Raw genomic sequence first — 23007 nt, forward strand, 5'->3', positions numbered from 1 at the left:
CCCCCGCCGCGCCCGCGTCGCTGCCGGCCCGCGCGCTGGCCGAGGCGCGCTGGGCCGGGGCCTTCCTGGCGCCGTGGATCGGCCGCCGGGTGACCGGTCGCTCGTCCGGCGACGGCCGCTCGGCCAAGCGCCCGGAGATGCTGCCGGTCCTGCAGGGAGGCTGATCCCGCCGGCGCGCCGCTCGCGGGTCGCGCGCGCCGCGCCGCGTCATGCGCGGATCGGCGACCGAGTCGTCCGGCGGCGGCGTCCGCCAGACGACTCCCACGGGACCGGTCAGGCCAGCACCGGAGCGGCGGCGCCGGCGGCGAACGCCGGGTCGCAGCCGGCGTCGAACGGGATCGCGACGTGCAGCAGCGCGGGCCCGGGCTCGGCGAGCGTCGCGGCCAGCGCCTCGTCGAGGTCGTCCGGATCGACGACCGAGCGGGTGGCGACGCCGAACCCGCGGCCGAGCAGCTCCCACCCCAGCGGCGGGCCGAGCTCGGACGCCACGCGGCGGCCGTCGTAGTGCGTGTCCTGCTGCTGGCGGACCATCCCCAGCGACGCGTTGTCGAGCAGCAGCACCTTGACCGGCAGCTCCTCGGCGGCGGCGGTCGCCAGCTCCTGCAGGTGCATCAGCAGCGAGCCGTCGCCGCTGATGCAGACGACCGTCGCCCGCGGCACGGCGACCTGCGCGCCGAGCGCCGCCGGCAGCCCGAAGCCCATCGTGCCGAGGCCGCCCGAGGTCAGCCACTGCCTCGGCCGCTCGAACCGCAGCCGGGTGGCAGCCCACATCTGGTGCTGCCCGACGTCGGTCGTGACGATCGCCGGGGGACCCTCGCCGGCCGTGTCGAGCGCGCCCTGCAGCGCCTCGAGGACGGCCTCGGGATCGATCCGCCCGTCGCCGTGCCGGGGCGCGGCGAGCGCGTGCTCGGCCCGCCAGCCGTCGAGCCGCCGCCACCACGGGGCCAGCCGCTCCGGATCGGGGTCCAGCTGCTCGAGCTGCGCGGCGATCCCCGTCAGCGCCGCTCGCGCGTCGCCGACGACGGGCACGTGGGCGTCGACGTTCTTGGAGATCTCGGCGGCGTCGACGTCGACGTGCACGACCTTCGCCGCGGGGGCGAACGAGGACAGCTCGCCGGTCACCCGGTCGTCGAAGCGCGCGCCGACCGCGACGATCAGGTCGGACTCGGCGAACGCGCCGTTGGCGGCGGGGCGCCCGTACATGCCCGGCATCCCCAGCCACCGGCGGTCCGACGCCGGGAACGCGCCGAGCGCCATCAGGGTCGTCGTGACCGGCAGGTCGAACCGCCGGGCCAGCGCCGTCAGCTCGTCGCTCGCGCCCGAGTGGACGACGCCGCCGCCGGCGTAGAGCAGCGGCCGCCGGGCCGCGGCGATCGCCTCGGCGGCGCGCCGCAGCTGCTGGCCGTTGGGCGTGTCGCGGGTGCGGTAGCCCGGCAGCGACACGCTCGCGGGCCCGCCGCCGTCGCGCGCGGGCGCCTTGGCCAGGTCCGAGGGCACGTCGACGACCACCGGTCCGGGCCGTCCGGTGCGCGCCAGGTGGAACGCCTCGTGGATCGCCCGCCCGATCCCGTCGGCGGTCTCGACCGCGATCGCGTGCTTCGAGACCGGCTGGGTCATGCCGATCACGTCGCACTCCTGGAAGGCGCCCGTGCCGCGCAGGTGGGTCGGGACCTGGGCGGTGATGAAGACGGTCGGGACCGAGTCCATCATCGCGTCGGCGATCGGGGTCACCAGGTTGGTGGCGCCGGGGCCGCTCGTCACCAGCGCGACGCCGACCCGGCCGGTGGCCTTGGCGTAGCCCTCGGCGGCGTGCCCGGCCGCTGCCTCGTGGCGGACGAGGAGGTGGCGGATCGGCGATTCGTGGAGCGCGTCGTGGATCGCCAGCGAGGCGCCGCCGGGCAGGCCGAAGACGACCTCGACGCCCTCGCGCTCCAGTGCTTCGATCAGTCGGTCGGCGCCGCGCATGCGCTGCTCCCCTCGGGGTCGGTGGTCGAGCCGGTCGCTCCCGGAGGCGCGTCGCCACCGGCGGCTGAGCGGGCGGTCGCCGGACGCCGACCGGACCCTGTCAGGCGGGCGACGAGCATCGTCCCGAGGCCGGTGGCGGGAACGAAGGAGGTGGGGGAGACGGTGGGCTTCATGGTGGTGGCGGTGAGGACGGGTACGGAGACGAGCGGGCGCACGGGGCGCTCCCTTCGGTGGAGGCGAACGACGATGAGGCGGGAGGAACGCGGTCGGCCGACGAGCGTCGGGCGCGGGTTCCGGTGCCTAGCGGTCGCCGGCCATGAGGCCGGCTACGAGCACGCCGAGGTCGACGCCCACGAGGGCGCCGGTAATCGGAAGCGGCGTGCAGTGACGCGAAGTCACGAAACGGATGATGCCCGATCGGCGCCGTCGGCGCCACCCTCGCCGATCGGCGATCCGTCCAGACGCTTGCGCAGCACCGCCAGCACCAGGTCCGGGCGGCGCGGGATCCCGTACCGCTCGTCGCCGTAGGGGAACGGCCGCAGCTCGCCGGTGCGGGCGTAGCCGCGGCGCTCGTACCAGGCGATCAGCTCCGGTCGCTGCCGGAGCACGGTCATCTCGGCGACATCCAGCCGCCACCGCTCGCGCAGGTGCCGCTCGGCGGCGGCCAGCAGCCGGCGGCCGGTCCCGCGCCCCTGCTCGCCGGGGCGGACCGCGACCATCCCGACGTAGCCGACCGTGCCGCGGTGCTCGACGTTGCAGCAGGCGAGCAGCCCGCGCTCGTCCTCGAGCAGGACGATCGCGCTGCCGTCGGCGCCGATCAGCTCGGCGACCTCGTCGCGGTCGGTCCGCTGACCGTCGAGCAGGTCGGCCTCGGTCGTCCAGCCGGCCCGGCTGGCGTCGCCGCGGTAGGCGGACTCGACGAGCGCCGTCACGACCGCCACGTCCGCCGGACCGGCCAGCCGCGGGCCCGGCGCGACGGGAGAGCGGGAGTCGGCGGCCATCGCCGGGACGGTAGCGCGGCGGGGCCGGCGCGGCGCGACGGTCGCGAGCGCGTCCGGAAGGCCCGTCCCGACCGGGCTGGGAGTGAGGGGTCCCTAATCTAGGTCGTCCCCGATTCGAGGACCGCACCGTGCCCCAGCCGACCATCGAGACCCCGACCCGACCCGTCCGCCGTCCGCGGCGCGCCACCGTGCTGGAGCGGGAGCAGCTGACGCCGCACCTGATCCGGCTGGTGCTCGGCGGCGAGGGCCTGGAGGGGTTCGCCGCCGAGGAGTTCAGCGACCACTACGTGAAGCTGCTCTTCCCGCCGGCCGGCGCGCCCTACGGGCCCGACGCCGACGTCGAGGAGGTCCGTGCGACGCTGCCCCGCGAGCAGTGGCCGCGGACGCGCACCTACACCGTGCGGGCGTGGGATCCGGCGGCGGCGCGGCTGACGCTCGACGTGGTCGTCCACGGCGACGTCGGCTTCGGCGGCCCGTGGGCGAGCGCGGTCCGGCCGGGCGACGTGATCCAGCTGCTCGGCCCCGGCGGGAGCTACGCACCTGACCCGGCGGCCGACTGGCACCTGCTGATCGGCGACCCGAGCGTCGTGCCGGCGATCGCCGCCTCGCTGCCGCGGATCCCCGACGGCGTGCCAGTGGTGGTCCTGATCGAGGCCGAGGGCCCCGACGACGAGCTGCCGCTGGACGCGCCGCCGCAGGCCGACGTCCGCTGGCTGCGGCGGGCGGCCGGCGAGCCGCACGGCGCGGCGCTGCTGCGCGAGCTGGCCAGCCTGGAGCTGCCCGCGGGCCGCCCGCAGCTGTTCCTCCACGGCGAGGCCGGCGCCGTCCGCGCGATCCGCCGCGAGCTGCTGATCGAGCGCGGGCTGCCGCGCGAGGGGCACTCGATCTCCGGCTACTGGAAGCACCGCCGGGACGACGAGGCGTGGCGCGCCGAGAAGGCCGAGTGGAACCGCCAGGTCGAGGCCGACGGCGCCTGAGCCACGGCCTCGACCCCAAAGCTACGGTGGCGTAGACTTTGGGAATGGCCGTTCCGGAGACCGTCCAGCCCGACCACGAGGTCGCGATCATCGGGGCCGGCATCGGGGGCATCGGTGCGGCGATCGCGCTCCGGGAGGCCGGGTTCGACGACCTCGCCGTCTACGAGCGCGCCGGCGACATCGGCGGCACCTGGCGCGACAACACGTACCCGGGCGTCGGGGTCGACATCCCGGCCCAGGCCTACCAGTTCTCCTACGAGCTGAAGCCCGACTGGTCGCGGGTGTTCGCCAAGGGCCACGAGGTCAAGGCCTACGTCGACCAGGTCGCCGACCACCACGACGTCCGGCGGCTGGTGCGCCTGAACAGCGAGGTCACGGCCCGGACCTGGGACGAGGACGCCGGGCTCTGGCGGCTGACGATCGGCGGACGCGACGTCACGGCCCGCTATGTGATCAGCGCGATCGGCGCGTTCGTCGACGCCAAGCCGACGGCGATCCCGGGCGTCGACGACTTCGCCGGCCCGATCCTGCGGTCGGCGTCGTGGGACCACGCGGTCTCGCTGGCCGGCAAGCGGGTGGCGATCGTCGGGACCGGCGCCAGCGCCGTCCAGATCATCCCCGAGATCGCCGACCAGGTCGCCCACCTGGACGTCTACCAGCGAACCCCGATCTGGGTCGCGCCGAAGCCGGACATCCCGACCCCGAAGGCGGTCGAGGCGCTCTTCCGGCGCCTGCCGGGCACCCAGGAGCTGGTGCGCCGGACGGTGACCCGCGGCACCGAGGCGGTCCTGATCGACCTCGTCACCCGCCACGACCGCTACGCCTGGCTCGAGCGCGGGATCCGCGGCGCGCTGCGCCACCTCTGGTACCCGCTGCAGGTCCGCGACCGCGAGCTCCGGCGGCAGCTGACGCCGGACTACGACTTCGGCTGCAAGCGGCCGGCGGTCTCCAACCGCTACCTGCGGACGTTCGCCCGCGACCACGTCGACCTGGTCACCGACCCGATCGACCGCGTCACCGCGACCGGCGTCCGCACCGCCGACGGCTGCGAACGACCGGTCGACGTGCTGATCCTCGCGACCGGCTTCCGGCTGGCGACCGACCCGGAGAACTTCCGCCGGACCCCGGTTCGCGGCCGCGACGGCTTCGACCTGGCGACCTTCTACGCCGAGCAGCGCGCGTCGTCCTACGAGAGCATCAGCATTCCGGGGCTCCCGAACCACTTCATGATCTTCGGCCCCTACGGCTGGACCGGCGGGACCTGGCACCAGCTGGTCGAGACGGCCTCGGCGCACATCGTCCGGGTGCTGCGGGAGTCGCGGCGACGGGGCGGCGCCACGGTCGAGGTGCGGCCCGACGCGGCGGCCCGCTGGACGCGGTTCGCGACCGAGCGGCTGGGCCGCTCGCTGTGGAGCCAGGGCGCCTGCTCGGCGGCCAACAGCTACTACTTCGACAGTCACGGCGACACGCCGTTCCTGCGGCCGACCACGGCCGCCGAGGCGTGGCACGCTGCGCGCACGTTCCCGCTCGAGGACTACGCGTTCGCCGAGGCGCCGGTCGCGGCCGCGACCGTGACCGAGCCGGTCGCGGGCTGAGCCTGGTTGCGCAGGCCGAGGCCGGCCGTCAGGCCAGCCCCAGCTCCCTCTGGGCGGCCGCGAACTGGACGGCCATCGCGTCGGCCAGGGCCTTCGCCGCCGACAGCGGGCGGACCATCACCGTGAAGCGGTCGATCAGGCCGTCCTCGCCGGTGTGGAGGAAGTCGCAGCCCTCCAGCTCCAGCTCGCCGATCCGGGCGCGGAAGACGAGCGCGTGGTCGGCGTCGCCCTCGCCGCCGATCTCACGGTCGTAGCGGAAGTCCTCGAAGACCCGCGAGACCCCGAGCAGGATCGCCCCGACCAGCTCGCGGCCGACGTAGGGCTTGTGGGCGACGGGGCTGTGGAAGACGACGTCCTCGGCGAGCAGGTCGCCGAGCTGGGTGAAGCCGCCGGATTCGACGGCGGCGCGGAAGGGATGCATGGAACGGTCTCGTCTCGTCGGTTCTCGAGGGTCGGCCGCGACGCTATCGCCCGTCGGTTGCCGCGGCCAGTGCGCGCAGCACCGGGGCCGGCCGGCCGGGCGTTCGCCGAGGACGTCGGCGTGGAGCTTCCACGTCGCGCCATCTCGCCGCGGCGCTCGCCGCCGAACGGCGGTCGGGCGGCCCCACGGCACCGGATCGCCGCCTCGCCCGCGCGTCCGGGACGAGACGACGATCCGCGCCGGCTGGGTCGCGCGCTAGGCCGGCGGCACGCCGCCGGCCGGCGACGGGGCGCCGTACCAGGAGCGGCGCCACGCGTTCATCTGCTCGATCTCGGCGGCCTGCCCGCGGACGATCGCCCGCGCGATCGCCCGCAGCCGCCGGTCGCGGCCGCGGGCCAGCTCGGCGCGGGCCATCCGGATCGCCCCCTGGTGGTGGGGGATCATCAGGTCGATGAAGGCACGGTCGAACGGGGTCGCCCGCTCGAGCGTCCCCATCTCCATCGACATGCCCATCGCGTCGGCCGAGAGGCCGAGCGCGCCGCCGTCCTGGGCCATCATGTCCATCGCGGACGGGTCGTGGCCGCCGTGGCCGCCGCCCATCATCGCCGCCGGACGGACGCCGAGCGTGCCGGCGATCCGGCGCAGCTCGGCGATCTCGGCGTCCTGGGCGCGCACGATCGCGGCGGCGACCTTCCTGATCTGCGGGCGGCGGCTGCGCTCGGCGGCCATGCCGGCCATCTCGACCGCCATCTGGTGGTGCGGGACCATCTGCCGCACGAAGGCGCGGTCGACGGCCGTCGCCGACGCCTTCGGGCCGCCGGCGGCGGTGGTCGCGGCCGGGCCGCCGCCGTGGCCGTCGTGGCCGCGGCGGGCGTCGTCGTCGGACGATCCGCAGCCGCTGGCCAGCAGGCTGCCGGCGAGCGCCAGCGCGACGAGCGCGCGGCGGCGCGTGGTGGGGAGGTGCATCGGTGTCGTTCTCCTGAGGTTCGGGTTTCGAGGTGCGTCGCGCCGGATCGGCACGACCGAGCGTGCGCCGCGGGGGCGCACCGCGATCACCGTCGAAGCACTTCGAACCGCAGGAAGAGCGGGTCCGGTGGCCGTCCCCGGGCGCGCCGCCGCGGACGGGCGTGGGCGCGCACGTCGACCACCGGCGAGGACCGCGACGAGGGCCAGCGCCGTCGGCGCGCCGCGCGGCCGAGCGCGGTCGCGGCGGCCGCGACCACGACGGCGGCCTGCAGCACCGCCAGGCAGACCATGACCGCGTGATCGCCGCCGTGCTCGGGCGGCATCCCGTGGTGCACGGCGACGGCGCCGCCGAGCCCGAGCACCACCAGCGCGATCGTCAGCGACCGCCGGCCGCGGCGCAGCAGCTGCCGGATCCGGATCGGGCTCATCGCTGGCGAGACCTCGAGGTCACCGCCATACCGTCGCAGGCCGAGCTCGCGCGTGCCAGCGCCGGCGCCGTGCCCCGGGGCGACCGGTGAGCGGGGAGGCGCCACGAAGTTGCACGCCGCAAGTTCTATGGACATCGCAAAGAAGATCTTTGGCATGCCATAATTCCTGCCGTGATCGATCTCACGAGACGCAAGCTGCTGGTCGGGTCGGTGCCCGTGGTCGGGGCCGGCGCCGCCCTGCTCCACAGCCAGGTCCCGCACGCGCACCCATGGGACGCGGAGCCGGCGGCGGCCGCGACCGGCGGGCACGGGGGCCACGGCGGCGGGGGCGGCACGCACGGCGGGCACGCCAACTTCCGCGACGGGCGCACGGTCGACCACCGGGCCAACGGCTTCGACCCGCACGAGATCGTCCGCGACTTCGACTGGGGCACGACCCGGCGGCTGCCCAACGGCCGCGTCCTGCGCGAGTGGACGCTGATCGCCAGCGAGCGCGAGATCGAGGTCGCCCCCGGCGTGACGTTCGCGTCGTGGAGCTACAACGACCGGATCCCGGGGCCGACGCTGCGCTGCCGCGAGGGCGATCGGCTGCGGATCCGCTTCGTCAACGGCGCCCAGCACCCGCACACGATCCACTTCCACGGCATCCACCCGGCGGAGATGGACGGGGTCGCGGGCAGCGGGGCGGGCGAGATCCCGCCCGGCGGCCGCACCGTCTACGAGTTCGACGCCCTGCCGGCGGGCCTGCACCTGTACCACTGCCACGTCCGGCCGCTGGCCGAGCACATCGCCAAGGGCCTCTACGGGACCTTCATCGTCGATCCGCGGGAGGGACGGCCCGACGCCGACGAGCTGGTGATGGTGATGAACGGGTTCGACACCAACTTCGACCGCGCGAACGAGGTCTACGCGGCCAACTCGATCCCCTTCGCCTACATGAACCGGCCGATCCGGGTGAAGCGCGGCGAGCTGGTGCGGCTGTACCTGGTCAACGTCCTGGAGTACGACCTGATCAACAGCTTCCACCTCCACGGCAACCTCTTCGAGTACTTCCCGACGGGAACGAGCCGCAAGCCGGCCGAGTTGACCGACACCGTGATGCTCTGCCAGGGCCAGCGCGGGATCGCCGAGTGGCGCTTCCCCTACGCCGGCAGGTTCATGTTCCACGCCCACCAGTCCGAGTTCACCGAGCTCGGCTGGCAGGGCTTCTTCGAGGTCGTCTGATGGAGTCCTCGGAGACGACCCCGCCGGCGGTCGGCCACGGCCGGACCGGCGGCCTGCCGGCCTGGGTGCTGGGGCTGGTGCCGCTGCTGCTGATCGCCGCCGCGCTCGGGGCGTTCCTCGCCCTCGACGGCCCAGGGCTCGGCGACCGCGTCGGGCCGCCCGTCGAGGAGCTGGCCGTCGAGCGGACGGTCCTGAGGCCGGGCGAGATCGAGCTGACCGTCCGCAACGACGGCCCCGACGAGGTCCGGATCGCCCAGGCCCAGGTCAACGACGCCTTCGTCCAGTTCTCCGGGGCCGAGCAGCCGATCGGCCGGCTGGGCCTGGCGACGGTGAAGCTCCGGCAGCCGTGGGTCGAGGGCGAGGCCTACGAGGTCGCGCTGATGACCTCGACCGGCGGGACCTTCGCCCACGAGATCCCGGTCGCGGTCGCGAGCCCGGCCAGCGACACGTCGTTCTTCGGCCTGATGGCGCTGCTGGGGATCTACGTCGGCGTGATCCCGGTCGCGCTCGGGATGCTGTGGCTGCCGTGGCTGCGGCGGATCCCGGCGGCCTGGATGCGCGGCCTGATGGCGCTGACCTTCGGGCTGCTGGCGTTCCTGGCGATCGACGCGACGCTCGAGGGCTTCGAGCTGGCGGGCGAGGGCTCGCAGGCGTTCGGCGGCGGGGCGCTGGTGCTGATCGGGGCGCTGGTCTCGTTCCTGCTGCTGACCGGGGTCTCGGAGCACCTGAAGGCCCGTGGTCGGCGAGCGAGGGCGGCCGGCGCGTCGGGCAGCAGCCTGGCGATGCTGGTGGCGATCGGGATCGGCCTCCACAACCTCGGCGAGGGGGTGGCGATCGGCTCGGCGTACTCGGCGGGCGCGCTGGCGCTCGGCGCCTTCCTGGTGGTCGGCTTCGCGCTCCACAACACCACCGAGGGGCTGGCGATCGTCGCGCCGGTCGCCCACCTGCGCCCGGGCCTGGGGCGGCTGGCCGCGCTCGGCGCGATCGCCGGCGCTCCGGCGGTGCTCGGCGCCTGGATCGGGGCCGCGGCGTTCAACGCCAGCGTCGCCGCGTTCCTGTTCGGGTTCGGGGCCGGCGCGATCGTCCAGGTGATCGTGCAGCTGGCGCCGACGCTGCGCGACGGCGAGGGGCGGACCCTCCATCCCGGGGCGGTCGCGGGCCTGATCGCCGGCGTCGGCCTGATGTTCGCGACCGGGCTGCTGGTCAGCGTCTGACCGCGGCCGGGGCGGCCGCCGATCCGCGGTCGCCCCGCGCGGCGGCCGCGGCCGGTCCGCGGGCCTCAGACGATCGGGCGTCCCTCGCGGATCCGCCGCCGGACGTCGCGGGCGTAGACGTTGTAGGGGAAGCGGCGGATCGGGCGGGGGAGCAGGCGGTTGACGGCGGCGACGACGCGCACGCCGGCCTCGAACACCCGCTCGCGGCGGGCGCTCCACGGCAGCCCCAGCTCCTCGCGGAAGCGCGGGGGCAGGAACCCGGCCGTCACGAAGCGGTGGAGCGGGCCGAGGACCCACGAGACGGGGGCGGGCAGGAAGCCGAGGCCGGCGAGGTCGCGCAGGTAGCCACGGGTCACGTCGTCCATCTCGATCCGCTGGACGCCGGCGTCCCAGAACTCGCGGAACGCCTCGCGGTCGGCGGGCCACCGCTCGGCGGGCACCTGGAGCGTGGTTCCGAGCCGCGCGCAGTGCTGGTAGAAGGCGTCGTCGAAGGCATCGCCGGCGGGCCCGTGGAAGCGCTCGAGGAACTCGGCGAGCCCGACGTAGAGGCAGGCGGCGACCCACAGCTGCAGGTCCGGGTCGAAGGCGTTGTAGGCGACCGGGTCCTCCGGCCGCGAGCGGACGCCGCGGTGGGAGCGGTTGACCTCGCTGCGCATCGCCGCCTGCTCCTGCTCGGTGCCGAGCAGGGCGATCACCAGGTAGCTCAGCGTCGTCCGGCCGCGCTTGATCGGGTGGAGGTCCAGGCGCCCGCTGTCGACCCGGCTCTCAGCGACGCCGCGGCCGACCGGGAGCTGCGCGAGCTGCATGATCACGTTCGCCGCCGCCATCGAGAGCACCGCGCCGGAAAGCGTCTCCTCGATCCGCCGCGTCACGTCGACGTCGGGGATCGCCGGGGGCGCGTCGGTGGCCACGGGGTCGCGAACCGACTGGCTGGTCTGGGTCATTGAGACAATGTAGCGCCCGATGTACCGCCGCGGGCGATCTGTGACCAGCGGCACGCAGCGGCGCCGCCGGCGCGCCCGGAGACCGCCGCGGGCGGCGACCGATGAGTCCGGCCCGCGGCTACGGTCTGGAGAGCATGAGCACCGCGAGCGGCCGCGCGCCGAACCGGTCCGGCGGGCGCCGGCCCCTGACCATCGTCCCGCCCGGCCGGCACCTGCTGCGCGCCAAGGACCTCGTCGACGCCCGCTACGGCGAGCCGCTGACGGTCGACGACCTGGCGGCGGCGGCCGGGCTCTCGCGGGCGCACTTCAGCCGCGAGTTCCGGCGCGCGTTCGGGGAACCGCCGCACGCCTACCTGCTGACCCGCCGGCTGGAGCGGGCCGCGACGCTGCTGCGCGGCACCGATCGCTCGGTCGCCGAGATCTGCCTGACGGTCGGCCTGCGCAGCGTCGGCTCGTTCACCACCAGCTTCACGCGGACCTTCGGGGCCTCGCCGACCGCCTACCGCGCGGCCTTCCCGCCGGCGTCCGACCAGGCACGGGTCCCGGCCTGCATCCGGCGGATCTACGGGCGCCCGCAACGGCGCACGTTTCGAGAAGACAGCGGGACGGGCGCGGAATAGCGTCCCGCGCACCGCTTCCGAGGACCCGAGGAGAACCAGATGATCAACATCGCCAGCGCCCAGCTGTGGGTGCACGACCAGGACCAGGCGCTCGCCTTCTACACCGAGAAGCTCGGGATGGAGGTCCGCAGCGACGTGACGATGGCGGAGATGGGCGACTTCCGCTGGCTGACCGTCGGCCCGCCCGGCGAGGACGGCGTGTCGATCGTGCTGATGGCGATCCCGGGGGAGCCGGTCCTGGACGACCAGACCGCCGAGAGCGTCCGCGAGCTGATGTCGAAGGGCTTCGCCGGCGCGATCTTCCTGACGACCGACGACTGTCGCGCCAGCTACGAGCAGCTGAAGGCACGCGGGGTCGAGTTCACCGAGGCGCCCGAGGAGCGCCCCTACGGGATCGACTGCGGCTTCCGCGACCCGTCCGGCAACAGCTTCCGCCTGACCCAGGTCCGCGGGGACCTCTGAGCCGGAGGCCGCGCCCGGCAAGGGCCGGCGGGCGTGGCGCAGGGGCTCACTCCGGCAGGTCGAGCACCGACGGTGGCCCGTGCCGGGTCACCGTCAGGCCGTCGCCCTCACCATCGGCGGGGCGCGGCCGGATCGACAGGAAGTCCGGCGGCAGGCCGTTGAGCCGCCGGTGGAAGGCGCGCGCGACGCGGTGGGCGTGGCTCTTGGCCTGCTCGGCCCGCTCGCCGACGAAGAGCTCGTCGACGGTCGCCGTCCAGAGCGCCAGCCAGCGGTCGAAGTGCCCGGCTCGCAGCTCGACCTTGGCGTGCAGCGCGGCGTGGGGGTGGAAGGCCCCGCCGCTGTAGGACTGGGCGCCCAGCAGGATCGTCTCCCAGAACGACGCGATCACCGGGACGTGCTCCTCGAGGTCGAGCTTGGCGACGTCGACGAAGATCCAGCCGATGATCGGATCCTGCAGCGCCCGGCCGTAGAACGCGCGGACCAGCCGCTCGCAGTCGGCGCGGTCCTCGATGTCGTGGCGGTCGACGGGCGCGGTCACCCGACGAACTATGGCGAACGGGCCGCCGCCACCCGTGGCGGCGGGGCGGTGGCGCCGGCCGTGCACCGGATCGCGGGCCAGCCACTATGTTGGCCTTCATGGCGTCCGCAGGCAGCTCCCCGGCGGTCGAGCTGGCGGTCGGCGAGCGGACGGTCCGCGTCTCCAGCCCCGACCGCGTCTACTTCCCGCAGCTGGGCGCGACCAAGCTCGACCTGGTCGAGTACTACCTGAGCGTGGGGGACGGGATCGTCCGCGCGCTGCGCGACCGGCCCTGCATGCTGCACCGGTTCCCGAAGGGCCTGGACGGCAAGAAGGTCCACCAGAAGCGGGTCCCGCAGGGCGCGCCGCCGTGGCTGGAGACGGTCCGGCTGCACTTCCCGCGCTACGACCGGTACGCCGACGAGCTGTGCGTCACCGAGCTGGCCAGCGTCATCTGGGCGGTCCAGATGTCGACGGTCGAGTTCCATCCCTGGAACTCGCGGCGCGCCGACACGGAGCGGCCCGACGAGTGGCGGATCGACCTCGACCCCGGACCGGACTGCGACTTCGCGGTCGCGCGCCGGGTGGCGCACGTCGTGCAGGAGCTGCTGGCGGAGATCGGGGCCGTCGGCTGGCCGAAGACCTCGGGCGGCAACGGCCTCCACGTCTACGTCCGGATCGCGCCCGACTGGTCCTTCGCCGACGTCCGGCGAGCGGCCCTGGCGTTCGCCCGCGAGGTCGAGCGGCGAGCCCCGGACGACGTCACGACCACCTGGTGGCGCAAGGACCGGGACCCCGCCAAGCTGTTCGTCGACTACAACCAGAACGCCCGCGACCACACGATCGCCTCTGCCTACTCGGTCCGCGGCGTGCCCGAGGCGACCGTCTCGACGCCGATCGCGTGGGACGAGATCGACGACGTCGAGCCGCGCGAGCTGACGATCGCCACCGTCCCCGCCCGGTTCGCGAAGCTCGGCGACCTGCACGCCGGGATCGACGACACGAGCTTCTCGCTGGCGCCGCTGCTGGAGTGGGCGCAGCGCGACGGTGATGACGAGCCCGCCCACCTGGCCGACCCCGGCCAGGACGACGACGGGGACGCACCGGCCTGAGCGCCGGCCGCGGGAGCGACGCCGGCCGCCGGATCCCGGCGCTTGCCAGATCGGCAAGTATCGTTGCCGCAGGCATGCCGGGCCGGGCATCGTGGACGGCGATGAGCGAGATGACGCAGAGCTTCGACGTGGTGGTGATCGGCGGCGGCGCGGCGGGCCTCAGCGGCGCCCTGATGCTCGGGCGCGCCCGGCGGTCGGTGCTGGTGATCGACGGCGGCGATCCCCGCAACGCGCCCGCTGCCGGCGTCCACGGGTTCCTCGGGCACGACGGGCTCGCGCCGGCCGCCCTGCTCGAGGCCGGACGCGCCGAGGTCCGCGGCTACGGCGTCGAGGTCGTCGACGGCCGGGTGTCGGCGGCCGCGCCCGTCGACGGCGGCTTCGCGGTCGACCTGGAGGACGGGCGCCGGTTCGGCGCCCGCCGGCTGCTGGTCGCGACCGGGCTCGCGGACGAGCTGCCGGACGTCGACGGGCTCCGCGAGCGCTGGGGGCGCGATGTCCTGCACTGCCCGTACTGCCACGGGTGGGAGGTCCGGGACGAGCCGCTCGGCGTGCTCGGAACGGGGCAGTGGAGCTTCCACCAGGTGCTCCTGCTGCGGCAGTGGAGCGCCGATCTGACGCTCTTCCTGCACACCGCGCCGGCGCCGACCGACGAGCAGGCCGAGCAGCTCCGGGCACGGGGGATCGCGGTCGTCGCCGGCGAGGTCGCCGCGATCGAGACGGTCGACGACCGGATCTCCGGCGTGCGGATGGGCAGCGGCGAGCTGGTCCCCCGCAAGGCGCTCGCGGTCCTGACGCGGCTGGTCGCGCGGACGGCGCCGCTGGCCGGCCTCGGGCTGCGGGCGGTCCCGGACGCGCACGGGATCGGGGAGCGGATCGAGGCCGATGCGACCGGCCGGACGACGGTGCCGGGCGTCTGGGTCGCCGGCAACGTCGGCGACCTGATGGCGCAGGTCGTCGGCGCGGCCGACCAGGGGGCGCGGGCGGGGGCGATGATCAACGCCGACCTGGTCGAGGAGGACACCCGCGACGCGGTCGCCGCCTACCGCGGGACGCCGGTGGGGGCGGCGCGCGAGTGACCGACGCGCCGGGCGAGCCGGTCGCCGAGCGGGTCCGCCGCCGCCTGCGCGAGCTGCGGGTCGAGCGCGGGCTGACGCTCGAGGTCGTCGCGAACCGCGCCGCGATCGACGTCTCGACCCTCAGCCGGCTGGAGTCGGGCAAGCGGCGGCTTGCGCTCGACCACCTGCCGGTGCTGGCCGAGGCGCTCGGCGTCAGCGCCGACGAGCTGCTGCGCGAGCCCGCGCGGGAGGACCCGCGGGTGCGCGGGCGCCCGGTCATCCACGACGGCCTGACCCGCTGGTCGCTGACCCGCCACGGCCCGGCCGGCGGACTGCACGCGTTCAAGATCCGGATCGACCCCGGACGCCGGTTCCCGCCCGACCCGCTGCCGGTCCACGAGGGCCACGAGTGGATCTACGTCCTGACCGGCCGGATGCGGCTGCTGCTGGGGGACGACGACCTGACGATCGAGCCGGGCGAGGCGGTCGAGTTCAGCACCTGGCTGCCGCACTGGTTCGGGGTGATCGAGGAGCCGGTCGAGATGATCGCGATCTTCGGCGCCCACGGAGAGCGCGTCCACCTGCGGGACTGAGCTGGCCGACCTCGGCCTGATCGGCCGCGGTGCGGTCACGTAGGGTGGCGCTGGTGAGGGGCGTCACCGCGATCGCCGAGCGGCTCCCGATCCGGCTGCGCGTCGCGCTCGCCTTCACGGCCGTGATGGCGCTGCTGCTGGTCTGCGCGGGGTTGTTCCTCTACCTGCGGCTCGGGGCGACGCTGCGCTCGGGGATCGACGACGGCCTGCGGGCCCGCGTGGCCGACATCGCGGTCCTCGCCCAGGACGCGCGGGCCGGCGGCGCGCGCGCCGCCGGCAGCCCGCTGACCGAGCGCGGCGAGACGCTGGCCCAGATCCTGACCCCGACCGGGAGGATCGTCGACGCGTCGCCGACGCTCCACGGCCGTCCGCTGCTGAGCCCGGCCCAGCTGCGGACCGCGCGCTCGCGGCCGATCCTGTTCGAGCTCGGGCGCCCGACCGCCGCCGATCCCGACGCGGCCGATCGCGTGCTGGCGGCGCCGCGGCGGGTCGCGGGGCGGACCCTGATCGTGGTCGTCGGCGCGTCGGTGGATCCGGTCGAGACGGCGCAGCACCAGCTCGGCGGCCTGCTCCTGGTCGGTGGGCCGATGGTGATGCTGCTGGCGGGGCTGGCCGGCTACGGCGCGGCGTCCGCGGCCCTGCGCCCGATCGACCGGATGCGCGAGCAGGCGGACGCGATCCACGTCGACGACCTGGAGCCGCGCCTGGCCACCCCGCCGGCCCGCGACGAGGTGGCGCGGCTGGCGGCGACCCTCAACGCGATGCTCGATCGCCTGCAGGACGGGTTCGAGCGCGAGCGCGAGTTCGTCGACGACGCCAGCCACGAGATGCGCACGCCGCTGGCCCTGATCAAGGCCGAGCTGGAGCTCGCGATGCGTCCCGGGGCGACCGAGCCGGAGCTGCGCGAGGCGATCCGGTCGGTCGCCGAGGAGAACGACCGGCTCGTGCGGCTGGCCGAGGACCTGCTGGTGCTCGCCCGCAGCGGCGAGGACGCGGCGCACATGCGCGAGGAGCGGATGACCGTGGCCGAGCTGGTCGAGGCGACGCGCTACTCGGGCACGATCGAGATCGCGGTCGACGAGCGGCCGGACGCCGCGACGATCGTCGGCGACCGCCTGCGGCTGGCGCGGGCGCTCGGCAACCTGATCGACAACGCGGCCGCGGCCGGCGCGACCCGCGTCCGGATCGAGACGCGACGGACGGCGGACGCGACCGAGATCCACGCGATCGACGACGGCCCCGGCTTTCCGCCCGACTTCGCGGCGCGGGCGTTCGACCGCTTCTCCCGCGCCGACCACGCCCGTGCTCGCGGCGGCACCGGCCTGGGGCTCGCGATCGTGCGGACGATCGCCCGCGAGCACGGCGGCGAGGCCCACGCCGGCAACGCGCCCGGCGGCGGGGCCGACGTCTGGCTGACGCTGCCCGACTGAGGCCGGGGACGTCGCTCGGGCGCCGTTCGCGGTCCGGCTCCGGTCACCGCTCCCGGTGGGTCGCCCGCGCGCGGGCGGCCTGGCGGACCAGGTGGTCGCGCTCGGCGACGTCCGTGGCTCGGCGGGCGGCGTCCGCATAGGCGTCGGCGGCGGCGAGGAGGTCGCCGTCGAGCTCGTGCAGGTGGCCGCGGACGGCATGCCACCGGTGCCGGTCGCCGATCACCTGGCGCAGCCGGTCGGTCTCGCGCAGCCCGGCGGCGGCGCCGAGCACGTGGCCGACCGCCACGGCGCGGCCGAGCACGGCCGCCGGGTCCTCGCGCACCGGGTCCGCGGTCAGCGCGACCAGCTCGTCGTACCAGCTGAGGATCTGCGGCCAGTCGGTCTCCGCCGCGCTCGCCGCGTCGTCGTGGAGGGCGGCGATCGCCGCCTCGATCTGGTGGCGGCCCGGGGGTCGCTCGGCGCGCTGCTCGGCCAGCGCCGATTGGAGGATGCGCACGCCCTCGGCGATCCGGCCGGTGTTCCAGCGGCTGCGGTCCTGCCGGTCGAGCGTGACGATCCGGCCCTCGGCGTCGAAGCGCGCCGGAAGGCGGGCGTGGTTGAGGAGCATCAGCGCGAGCAGCCCGCGCGCCTCGGGCTCGTCGGTGGCGAGGATCAGCTGGCGCGCCAGGCGGATCGCCTCGTCGGCCAGGTCGATCCGGGTTGGCGGGCCGGTGTGCCCCGCCGTGTAGACGAGGTAGAGCACGCGCAGGACGACGGCGAGGTCGCCGGGCCGGTCCAGGCGGCGACCTCGCAGGGTGCGCTTGGCCCGGCTGATCCGCTGCGCCATCGTCGCCTCCGGCACGTAGAAGGCGTCGGCGATCTCGCGGGTGGTGAGGCCGCCGACGGCGCGCAGGGTCAGCGCCACCTGGGACGCGGGCGCGAGGTCGGGGTGGCAGCAGCGGAAGAGCACGAGGAGGGTGTCGTCGGCCTCCTCGACGACGACCGGCCGCGGCTCGGCGTGCATCGCCTCCTCGCGTCGGTAGCGGGCCGCGTCGCTGCGGCGGGCGTCGACGAGTCGCCGGGTCGCGACCGCCGCCAGCCACGCGCGCGGGTCGCGCGGCGGGTGCTCGGGCCACACCCGCAGCGCTTCCAGCAGCGCCTCCTGGAGCGCGTCCTCGGCGGCATCGAAGTCCTCGCCCCGCCGGACGAGGCTCGCGAGCACCCGCGGGATGAGGTCGCGCCCGAACCCGCCCAGGGCGACATCGGGCGCGCGGTCGGCCGGTCCGCCGTCGCCGCGCCCCGCCGGCTCGTCGACCACGCCGGGTCAGCCGTCCGAGGGCGGCCCGGACATGATCTCGCGGACGTCGATCCACTCGTACAGGGGCTCGCCGCGCGGGCCGGGCTCGGAGGACGCGTAGGCGGCGATCTCGAGCGCGCGCTCGTACGAGTCGACGTCGATCATGAACCAGCCCGCCACGAGATCGCTGGTCTCGGGCAGCGGGCCGTCGGTGGTGACCGGCGCGGCGCCCGGGCCCCCGTAGCGCACCCAGGTGCGCGTCGGCGTCAGCGCCTCCGCGCCGACGTACTCGCCGTTCTCCTCGAGCATCTCGATCACCTGCCGCTGGAAGGCCATGTGCGCCTCGACGTCCTCGGGGGCCCACTGATCCATCGGGGGGAAGGGGTGGTGCGGCTCCGGGCCGCCGCGGTAGTGCTTGAGGAGCAGGTACTTCGGCATGGTGGTCTCCTGACGTCGTGGGCCGGGCCTCTCGCGGCCCTTCGCCTGGTGAGCGGAGCCGATCGGCGGTTCTCGACATCGAATCACCGATCGCGCGCCGAGATCGGCGCCCAGGAGGGACCGCCAGGGGCCGCGATCGTTCTCATCCGGCGCTCGTCGTGCGTCACCATCGTCGGTGAGATGCGCGTCCTGGTCGTGGAAGACGACGTCAAGATGAGCGGCCTGCTCAAGCGCGGGCTGACCGCCGACGGGCTCGCCGTCGATCTCGCGGCGACGGGGGAGGACGCGCTCTGGATGGCGGCGGCCACGGACTACGACGCGATCGTGCTCGACGTGATGCTGCCCGGCCACGACGGCTTCGAGGTCTGCCGCCGCCTACGGGCCGACGACGTCTGGTCGCCCGTCCTGATGCTGACCGCGCGCGACAGCGTCGACGATCGCGTCCGTGGGCTCGACACCGGGGCCGACGACTACCTGACCAAGCCGTTCTCGTTCGTCGAGCTGGCGGCCCGGCTGCGGGCGCTCGTGCGGCGCGGTCCGCAGGCCCGCCCGACGATCACGACCGTCGGCGGACTGCGGCTGGATCCGGCCTCGCGCCGTGTCTGGCGCGGCGACGCCGAGATCCAGCTCTCGGCGCGCGAGTTCGCGCTGCTGCAGACCTTCATGGCCCGTCCCGGCGAGGTCCTCGACCGCTACACGCTGCTCGAGCACGCCTGGAGCCACGAGTACGAGAACCGCTCCAACATCGTCGACGTCTACGTCCGCTACCTGCGGGAGAAGGTCGATCGGCCGTTCGACCTGACGTCGATCGAGACGGTCCGCGGAGCCGGCTACCGGCTGCGCCCCGACGGGGGCGTCGCGGTCGAGTCGGCCTGATGCACCTCGGACTCAGGGTCCCTGATCGGCCAGCTGCTCGTCGAGCAGCGTCAGGTAGGTGCGGTGGAACGCGATCCCCGCCGCCAGCGCCGCGGCGATCCCCTCCAGCGATCCGCGATTCGGCGGGTCGCCGTCGAGCGCGAAGCGGATCCCCTCGAGATGGCGCTCCAGCTCGCCGATCTTGGTCTCGTGCCAATCGCGGCGGGCGCCGAAGACGGCGCTCGGATCGGCGCCCAGGAAGACCTTGAGGACCCCCTCGTCGTGGAGCACCGGGGCGGCCGACGCCGGGTCCGCGACCCAGCGCTCGAGGGCCTGCCGGCCCTGGTCGGTCAGCTCGTAGACCTTGCGGCGACGACCACCGGGCTCCTGCTCCTCGACCAGGTACCCGGCCGCGGCCAACCGCGTCGGCTCGGCGTAGAAGGTCGTGTGGGGGACCGGCCAGAAGTTGTCCAGCGACTCCGCGATGAGCTGCTTGAGGTCGTATGGGGTGGCCCGTCCGAGGTGGCGGACGAGGCCGAGCACCGCGTAGGAGGTGCCGCTCAGGCGGATGCTGTCTTGACGCGTCATGGTACGACTCGTATAGTTCGACTCGAACTGTTCCAACTGTACTGTGTTGGAGGCGAGATGAGCACCAGCATGTCATCGGACCACGACGTCGTGATCGTCGGCGCGAGCATCGCCGGCTGCACCGCGGCGACGCTGCTGGCACGGCGCGGCGCCCGCGTGGCGCTGGTCGAGCGACGGCCCGACCCGCAGGCGTTCAAGCGGGTCTGCGGCCACTTCATCCAGTCGTCGGCCGTGCCGATGCTCGAGCGCTCCGGGCTGTTGGAGCCGATCGAGCGGGCCGGCGCGGTCCGCACCCGCAGCCGGATCTGGACGCGGTGGGGCTGGATCGAGCCGCCGGACCGGTCGACGCTGCCGGCCAGCCTCAACCTCCGCCGCGAGCGGCTCGACCCGCTGCTGCGCGCGATCGCATCGGAGACCCCGGGGGTCACGACGCTGCTCGGCGCGACCGTCGACGGCCTGCTCTTCGATGGGGCCCGCGTCGCCGGCGTCGAGACCCGCGACGGCGGCGGGCGTCGTCGCCGCCTGCACGCGCGGCTGGTCGTCGGAGCGGACGGTCGCCAGTCGCCGGTTGCCAAGCTGGCGGGCCTCGACTCGCGGGTCCGGCCGCACGGGCGCTTCGTCTATGGCGCGTACTTCGAGGGGACGCCGCCGGCGGCCGCGCCGAACGGCTCGCTGTGGTTCCTGGACCCGCAGTGGGCGGCGGCCTTCCCGACCGATGGCGGCCTGACGCTCTACTCGTGCATGCTCACGCACGACCGGCTGCCCGAGTTCCGCCGCGACCCGGCGCGGGCGCTGCGGGCGTTCTTCGCCGACCTGCCCGATCCACCGCCGGTCGCGGACTCGCGGATCGTCGGGAGCGTGATCGGCAAGCTGCAGATGCCGAACGTCCGCCGCGGGCCGACCGGCCCCGGGATCGCCCTGGTCGGCGATGCGGCCCTGGCAGCCGACCCGGTCTTCGGGGTCGGCTGCGGGTGGGCGTTCCAGGCGGCCGAGTGGCTGGCCGACGCGACCGCGCCGGCGCTCGCCGGCGCCGAGCCGCTGGAGGTCGGGCTGCGCCGCTACCGCCGCCGCTTCCGCCACGCGCTGCTGGCGCACGACGACCTGATCTCGGGCTACGCGACCGGTCGGCGGATGAACGCGGCCGAGCGGCAGATCTTCTCGACCGCCGCCCGCGACCCGCGGCTGGCGGCGCGGTTCGAGGCGTTCGGGACCCGCAACGTCGATCCTCGCCGCTTCGTCGCCGCGGCGATGCCCCGGATCGCGGCGTCGCAGGCGCGGCGGACCCTCGGCGCCCGGCGGAGCGCACGGCCGCTGGAGGTGACGGCGTGACCGGCGTGCGGATGGCGCAGGTGCGCGCCGGCGCGATCGACGTGCGCTATGTCCAGGCGGGACCGGGCGACGACGCCACGGCAGTGGTCTTCGTCCACGGCAACCCGGGGTCGGCGGACGACTGGACGGCCCTGGTCGCCGCGGTCGGCGAGCACGGTCGCGCGCTGGCGCTCGACATGCCGGACTTCGGTCGCACCGCGGCGGCGCCGGGCTTCGCCCACACGGTCGACGGCTACGCGGCGTTCCTGCAGCAGGCGCTGGTAGCGCTCGGCGTCTCGCGGGTGCACCTGGTCGTCCACGACTTCGGCGGGCCGTTCGGCCTCGCCTGGGCGGCGGCCCACCTGGACGCGCTCGCCAGCGTGACGCTGATCGACACCGGGTTCCTGCCGGGCTACCGCTGGCACTCGCTGGCGCGGATCTGGCGGACGCCGGTCGTGGGCGAGGTCTTCCAGGCGATCACGACCCGCCGGGCGTTCCGCTCGGCGATCGGCCGCAACGAGCCGCGGGGCCTGCCGCGGCCGTTCGTGGACGGCATGTACGACCACTACGACCGGCGGACGAAGCGCGCGGTCCTGAAGCTCTACCGGGCGACCGACGTGCCCGAGGCCGACCCGCGGATGGTGCGCGCCTTCGCGGCCCGCGACCTGCCGGCGCTGGTGATCTGGGGCGAGCACGACCGCTACCTGCCGTCGTCGTTCGCGGTCCGGCAGCGTGATCCGTTCCCGTCGGCCGACGTCCACGTGCTGCCGGCGAGCGGCCACTGGCCGCACGCCGACGCGGCGGACACGGTCCGGCGGCTGCTGGTGTCGTTCCTGGCGCCGCAGCTGGCGCCGATCGGGGAGCCGAGGCCGGAGCGCGCCGGCGACTGAGCCGGCGCGGTCGGCTCGCGCGCCGATCAGCAGGGAACGAGGATCAGCGAGCCGCCGCTCTCCCCGGACAGATCGGCCTGGTAGCGGACGCAGCTGCCGGTGCCGCGGCCTCCGCCGCCACCCCCGCTGCTCGGCTTGCGCAGGAACAGGTCGGCCTGCTGGCGGGCCTGCAGCGCGCCGGCCGTCGCCGTCACCTTCAGCGTGGTCGTGGTCCGCGCGCGGGCGCTGAGGGAGACGCGGACGGTTGCGGTCCGCGTGCCGCCGGCCGTGACCGACTTCAGCGAGATCGACCGCGGCGAGGCCTTCAGGCCGCGCGCGCTGCCGAGCCGCAGCCGCACGCGGCCGGTCGGCGCGTCGCCGGCGTTGGAGATCGTCAGCCGCAGCTTGCGGCTGCGGCCGGGGGAGAGGACGCGCGGCACCCCGCTCAGCCGCAGCGCCAGCGACGGCTGCCCGACGAGCGCGATCGGGCCGACCGCGTCGTAGACGTTGGCGGCGTTCCCGGCCTCGGTGACGGTCGCGGTCACGCAGTCGAGCTTGCGTCCGGCCAGCTGGCCGCGGTCGGCGATCTCGAACCGCTGGACCGTCGTGCCGCCGCCGCGCTTGTCCGCGTCGCCCTTCGCGGCGGCGGTGCCACCGCCGTCGTCGAACCGCAGCCAGCTGGCTCCGTACTCGTCGCTGTAGGAGCCGAAGCCGGCCGCCGGGTAGCCGTTGCAGCCGGTCGCGGTGCGGGTGCCGGCAACGAGGGTGACGAACGAGCGGGTCCCCTCGGCCGGCTCGCCGCGGAAGCGGATCGCCCCGAGCAGCTCGCCGCCACGACGGTCGTAGGACATCGCGACGGCGGTGATGTCGCGAGCTGGATCGGCCGCGTCGCCCGCTGGATCGGTCGCGGTCGCCAGGAAGTTCGCGTCGGCGGCGGACGCGGTGGCCAGGCCGACGGCGGTGGCCGCCGCGAACGCCAGCAGGGACGCCCGGCGAGCGGGAGGGACGGAGCTTGAGCGGGACACGAACGCCTCCTGGGGGGAACGGGACGGGCCGCGTCCGGGCGGCCTCGGCGTGTCGGCAGGGTAGACGATCGATCGCTCGTGACGAGCGGGTTCCCGCCACGGCAGGGGCTGCTCGCTCGCGCGG

At 75.1% G+C, this 23007-nt stretch carries 24 protein-coding genes and 1 pseudogene; 14 read left to right on the forward strand and 11 right to left on the reverse strand.

What is annotated here, in order from left to right:
- Nucleotides 1–164, forward strand: a pseudogene (locus PAI11_RS28445) (SGNH/GDSL hydrolase family protein); the annotation flags it as partial.
- Between the two features lie 109 nt (nucleotides 165–273).
- On the opposite strand, the gene ilvB reads toward PAI11_RS28445, so the two are convergent.
- Both ilvB and PAI11_RS07070 read right to left on the reverse strand, forming a co-directional pair.
- Nucleotides 274–1965 (reverse strand): biosynthetic-type acetolactate synthase large subunit, encoded by a 1692-nt coding sequence (gene ilvB / locus PAI11_RS07065; protein WP_007572389.1) that lies wholly within the window; start codon nucleotides 1963–1965, stop codon nucleotides 274–276.
- Nucleotides 1966–2360: 395 nt separating this feature from the next.
- Nucleotides 2361–2966, reverse strand: coding sequence for a GNAT family N-acetyltransferase (locus tag PAI11_RS07070; RefSeq protein WP_007572393.1), 606 nt, complete (start codon nucleotides 2964–2966; stop codon nucleotides 2361–2363).
- Between the two features lie 128 nt (nucleotides 2967–3094).
- On the opposite strand from PAI11_RS07070, the gene PAI11_RS07075 reads away from it, so the two are divergent.
- Together PAI11_RS07075 and PAI11_RS07080 are read left to right on the forward strand one after the other, a co-directional pair.
- Nucleotides 3095–3943, forward strand: coding sequence for a siderophore-interacting protein (locus PAI11_RS07075; RefSeq protein WP_007572395.1), 849 nt, complete (start codon nucleotides 3095–3097; stop codon nucleotides 3941–3943).
- Nucleotides 3944–3987: 44 nt separating this feature from the next.
- The gene (locus PAI11_RS07080; protein ID WP_007572396.1) at nucleotides 3988–5538 is read left to right on the forward strand and encodes a flavin-containing monooxygenase; all 1551 of its coding nucleotides are present in this window, start codon (nucleotides 3988–3990) and stop codon (nucleotides 5536–5538) included.
- A gap of 28 nt (nucleotides 5539–5566) precedes the next feature.
- Here PAI11_RS07080 and PAI11_RS07085 read toward each other — a convergent pair whose 3' ends face one another.
- The 3 genes from PAI11_RS07085 to PAI11_RS07095 form a co-directional block, all read right to left on the reverse strand.
- Complete coding sequence (locus PAI11_RS07085; protein WP_007572397.1) at nucleotides 5567–5959, reverse strand: nuclear transport factor 2 family protein; 393 nt, start codon at nucleotides 5957–5959, stop codon at nucleotides 5567–5569.
- Between the two features lie 255 nt (nucleotides 5960–6214).
- Nucleotides 6215–6925 carry a DUF305 domain-containing protein gene (locus PAI11_RS07090; protein WP_007572398.1) on the reverse strand — a complete coding sequence of 237 codons (711 nt, stop codon included), beginning with the start codon at nucleotides 6923–6925 and terminating at the stop codon, nucleotides 6215–6217.
- An 86-nt stretch (nucleotides 6926–7011) separates the two neighbouring features.
- On the reverse strand, nucleotides 7012–7353 hold the full coding sequence (locus tag PAI11_RS07095; RefSeq protein ID WP_007572399.1) for a hypothetical protein: 342 nt from the start codon (nucleotides 7351–7353) through the stop codon (nucleotides 7012–7014).
- A gap of 171 nt (nucleotides 7354–7524) precedes the next feature.
- On the opposite strand from PAI11_RS07095, the gene PAI11_RS07100 reads away from it, so the two are divergent.
- Both PAI11_RS07100 and PAI11_RS07105 read left to right on the forward strand, forming a co-directional pair.
- Nucleotides 7525–8577: a multicopper oxidase domain-containing protein gene (locus PAI11_RS07100; protein WP_007572401.1), complete on the forward strand. Its 1053-nt coding sequence runs from the start codon at nucleotides 7525–7527 to the stop codon at nucleotides 8575–8577.
- Nucleotides 8577–9791 carry a ZIP family metal transporter gene (locus tag PAI11_RS07105; RefSeq protein WP_007572403.1) on the forward strand — a complete coding sequence of 405 codons (1215 nt, stop codon included), beginning with the start codon at nucleotides 8577–8579 and terminating at the stop codon, nucleotides 9789–9791. The genes PAI11_RS07100 and PAI11_RS07105 overlap by 1 nt, the downstream gene beginning before the upstream one ends.
- Nucleotides 9792–9856: 65 nt before the next feature.
- On the opposite strand, the gene PAI11_RS07110 is transcribed toward PAI11_RS07105, so the two are convergent.
- Nucleotides 9857–10735: an oxygenase MpaB family protein gene (locus PAI11_RS07110; RefSeq protein ID WP_007572405.1), complete on the reverse strand. Its 879-nt coding sequence runs from the start codon at nucleotides 10733–10735 to the stop codon at nucleotides 9857–9859.
- Nucleotides 10736–10869: 134 nt separating this feature from the next.
- On the opposite strand from PAI11_RS07110, the gene PAI11_RS07115 reads away from it, so the two are divergent.
- Both PAI11_RS07115 and PAI11_RS07120 read left to right on the forward strand, forming a co-directional pair.
- The gene (locus tag PAI11_RS07115) at nucleotides 10870–11355 is read left to right on the forward strand and encodes a helix-turn-helix domain-containing protein (RefSeq protein WP_007572408.1); all 486 of its coding nucleotides are present in this window, start codon (nucleotides 10870–10872) and stop codon (nucleotides 11353–11355) included.
- 39 nt (nucleotides 11356–11394) lie between these two features.
- Complete coding sequence (locus tag PAI11_RS07120; RefSeq protein ID WP_007572409.1) at nucleotides 11395–11817, forward strand: VOC family protein; 423 nt, start codon at nucleotides 11395–11397, stop codon at nucleotides 11815–11817.
- 46 nt (nucleotides 11818–11863) lie between these two features.
- Here the strand turns inward: PAI11_RS07120 and PAI11_RS07125 are convergent, their stop codons facing one another.
- Nucleotides 11864–12355: a group III truncated hemoglobin gene (locus tag PAI11_RS07125; RefSeq protein ID WP_007572411.1), complete on the reverse strand. Its 492-nt coding sequence runs from the start codon at nucleotides 12353–12355 to the stop codon at nucleotides 11864–11866.
- 98 nt (nucleotides 12356–12453) lie between these two features.
- On the opposite strand from PAI11_RS07125, the gene ligD reads away from it, so the two are divergent.
- From ligD to PAI11_RS07145, 4 genes are all read left to right on the forward strand, one after another.
- Entirely contained in the window at nucleotides 12454–13446 is a 993-nt protein-coding gene (gene ligD / locus PAI11_RS07130; protein WP_007572412.1) for a non-homologous end-joining DNA ligase, read from the forward strand.
- Nucleotides 13447–13556: 110 nt separating this feature from the next.
- Nucleotides 13557–14522, forward strand: a complete 966-nt coding sequence (locus tag PAI11_RS07135; RefSeq protein WP_040598928.1) for an NAD(P)/FAD-dependent oxidoreductase — start codon at nucleotides 13557–13559, stop codon at nucleotides 14520–14522.
- Complete coding sequence (locus PAI11_RS07140; protein WP_007572415.1) at nucleotides 14519–15094, forward strand: helix-turn-helix domain-containing protein; 576 nt, start codon at nucleotides 14519–14521, stop codon at nucleotides 15092–15094. The genes PAI11_RS07135 and PAI11_RS07140 overlap by 4 nt, the downstream gene beginning before the upstream one ends.
- Before the next feature lie 53 nt (nucleotides 15095–15147).
- Entirely contained in the window at nucleotides 15148–16524 is a 1377-nt protein-coding gene (locus tag PAI11_RS07145) for a sensor histidine kinase (RefSeq protein ID WP_007572417.1), read from the forward strand.
- Between the two features lie 43 nt (nucleotides 16525–16567).
- On the opposite strand, the gene PAI11_RS07150 is transcribed toward PAI11_RS07145, so the two are convergent.
- Nucleotides 16568–17821 (reverse strand): RNA polymerase sigma factor, encoded by a 1254-nt coding sequence (locus PAI11_RS07150; protein ID WP_007572419.1) that lies wholly within the window; start codon nucleotides 17819–17821, stop codon nucleotides 16568–16570.
- Nucleotides 17822–17827: 6 nt separating this feature from the next.
- A complete protein-coding gene (locus PAI11_RS07155; protein ID WP_040598908.1) occupies nucleotides 17828–18238 on the reverse strand; it encodes a YciI family protein in 411 nt (136 codons plus the stop codon).
- Nucleotides 18239–18418: 180 nt separating this feature from the next.
- Here PAI11_RS07155 and PAI11_RS07160 point away from each other — a divergent pair, with 180 nt between their 5' ends.
- Nucleotides 18419–19114 (forward strand): response regulator transcription factor, encoded by a 696-nt coding sequence (locus tag PAI11_RS07160; protein WP_007572424.1) that lies wholly within the window; start codon nucleotides 18419–18421, stop codon nucleotides 19112–19114.
- Nucleotides 19115–19126: 12 nt separating this feature from the next.
- On the opposite strand, the gene PAI11_RS07165 is transcribed toward PAI11_RS07160, so the two are convergent.
- On the reverse strand, nucleotides 19127–19681 hold the full coding sequence (locus PAI11_RS07165) for a PadR family transcriptional regulator (protein ID WP_007572425.1): 555 nt from the start codon (nucleotides 19679–19681) through the stop codon (nucleotides 19127–19129).
- A gap of 57 nt (nucleotides 19682–19738) precedes the next feature.
- Between PAI11_RS07165 and PAI11_RS07170 the strand changes: the two genes are divergently transcribed.
- Together PAI11_RS07170 and PAI11_RS07175 are read left to right on the forward strand one after the other, a co-directional pair.
- Nucleotides 19739–21010, forward strand: coding sequence for an NAD(P)/FAD-dependent oxidoreductase (locus PAI11_RS07170; RefSeq protein WP_040598912.1), 1272 nt, complete (start codon nucleotides 19739–19741; stop codon nucleotides 21008–21010).
- Complete coding sequence (locus tag PAI11_RS07175) at nucleotides 21007–21879, forward strand: alpha/beta fold hydrolase (RefSeq protein WP_007572430.1); 873 nt, start codon at nucleotides 21007–21009, stop codon at nucleotides 21877–21879. The genes PAI11_RS07170 and PAI11_RS07175 overlap by 4 nt, the downstream gene beginning before the upstream one ends.
- A gap of 26 nt (nucleotides 21880–21905) precedes the next feature.
- Here the strand turns inward: PAI11_RS07175 and PAI11_RS07180 are convergent, their stop codons facing one another.
- A complete protein-coding gene (locus PAI11_RS07180; RefSeq protein WP_007572432.1) occupies nucleotides 21906–22883 on the reverse strand; it encodes an NEW3 domain-containing protein in 978 nt (325 codons plus the stop codon).
- Nucleotides 22884–23007 lie beyond the last annotated feature (124 nt).

It is taken from the genome of Patulibacter medicamentivorans (genome assembly GCF_000240225.1).
Lineage (GTDB): Bacteria > Actinomycetota > Thermoleophilia > Solirubrobacterales > Solirubrobacteraceae > Patulibacter > Patulibacter medicamentivorans.

What these genes read in the sequence shown, in the direction of transcription:
- ilvB (WP_007572389.1), bottom strand. Translation starts at nt 1,965, where the DNA reads ATGCGCGGCGCCGACCGACTGATCGAAGCACTGGAGCGCGAGGGCGTC.
- PAI11_RS07070 (WP_007572393.1), bottom strand. Translation starts at nt 2,966, where the DNA reads ATGGCCGCCGACTCCCGCTCTCCCGTCGCGCCGGGCCCGCGGCTGGCC.
- PAI11_RS07080 (WP_007572396.1), top strand. Translation starts at nt 3,988, where the DNA reads ATGGCCGTTCCGGAGACCGTCCAGCCCGACCACGAGGTCGCGATCATC.
- PAI11_RS07085 (WP_007572397.1), bottom strand. Translation starts at nt 5,959, where the DNA reads ATGCATCCCTTCCGCGCCGCCGTCGAATCCGGCGGCTTCACCCAGCTC.
- PAI11_RS07090 (WP_007572398.1), bottom strand. Translation starts at nt 6,925, where the DNA reads ATGCACCTCCCCACCACGCGCCGCCGCGCGCTCGTCGCGCTGGCGCTC.
- PAI11_RS07095 (WP_007572399.1), bottom strand. Translation starts at nt 7,353, where the DNA reads ATGAGCCCGATCCGGATCCGGCAGCTGCTGCGCCGCGGCCGGCGGTCG.
- PAI11_RS07105 (WP_007572403.1), top strand. Translation starts at nt 8,577, where the DNA reads ATGGAGTCCTCGGAGACGACCCCGCCGGCGGTCGGCCACGGCCGGACC.
- PAI11_RS07110 (WP_007572405.1), bottom strand. Translation starts at nt 10,735, where the DNA reads ATGACCCAGACCAGCCAGTCGGTTCGCGACCCCGTGGCCACCGACGCG.
- PAI11_RS07115 (WP_007572408.1), top strand. Translation starts at nt 10,870, where the DNA reads ATGAGCACCGCGAGCGGCCGCGCGCCGAACCGGTCCGGCGGGCGCCGG.
- PAI11_RS07120 (WP_007572409.1), top strand. Translation starts at nt 11,395, where the DNA reads ATGATCAACATCGCCAGCGCCCAGCTGTGGGTGCACGACCAGGACCAG.
- ligD (WP_007572412.1), top strand. Translation starts at nt 12,454, where the DNA reads ATGGCGTCCGCAGGCAGCTCCCCGGCGGTCGAGCTGGCGGTCGGCGAG.
- PAI11_RS07135 (WP_040598928.1), top strand. Translation starts at nt 13,557, where the DNA reads ATGACGCAGAGCTTCGACGTGGTGGTGATCGGCGGCGGCGCGGCGGGC.
- PAI11_RS07155 (WP_040598908.1), bottom strand. Translation starts at nt 18,238, where the DNA reads ATGCCGAAGTACCTGCTCCTCAAGCACTACCGCGGCGGCCCGGAGCCG.
- PAI11_RS07160 (WP_007572424.1), top strand. Translation starts at nt 18,419, where the DNA reads ATGCGCGTCCTGGTCGTGGAAGACGACGTCAAGATGAGCGGCCTGCTC.
- PAI11_RS07165 (WP_007572425.1), bottom strand. Translation starts at nt 19,681, where the DNA reads ATGACGCGTCAAGACAGCATCCGCCTGAGCGGCACCTCCTACGCGGTG.
- PAI11_RS07170 (WP_040598912.1), top strand. Translation starts at nt 19,739, where the DNA reads ATGAGCACCAGCATGTCATCGGACCACGACGTCGTGATCGTCGGCGCG.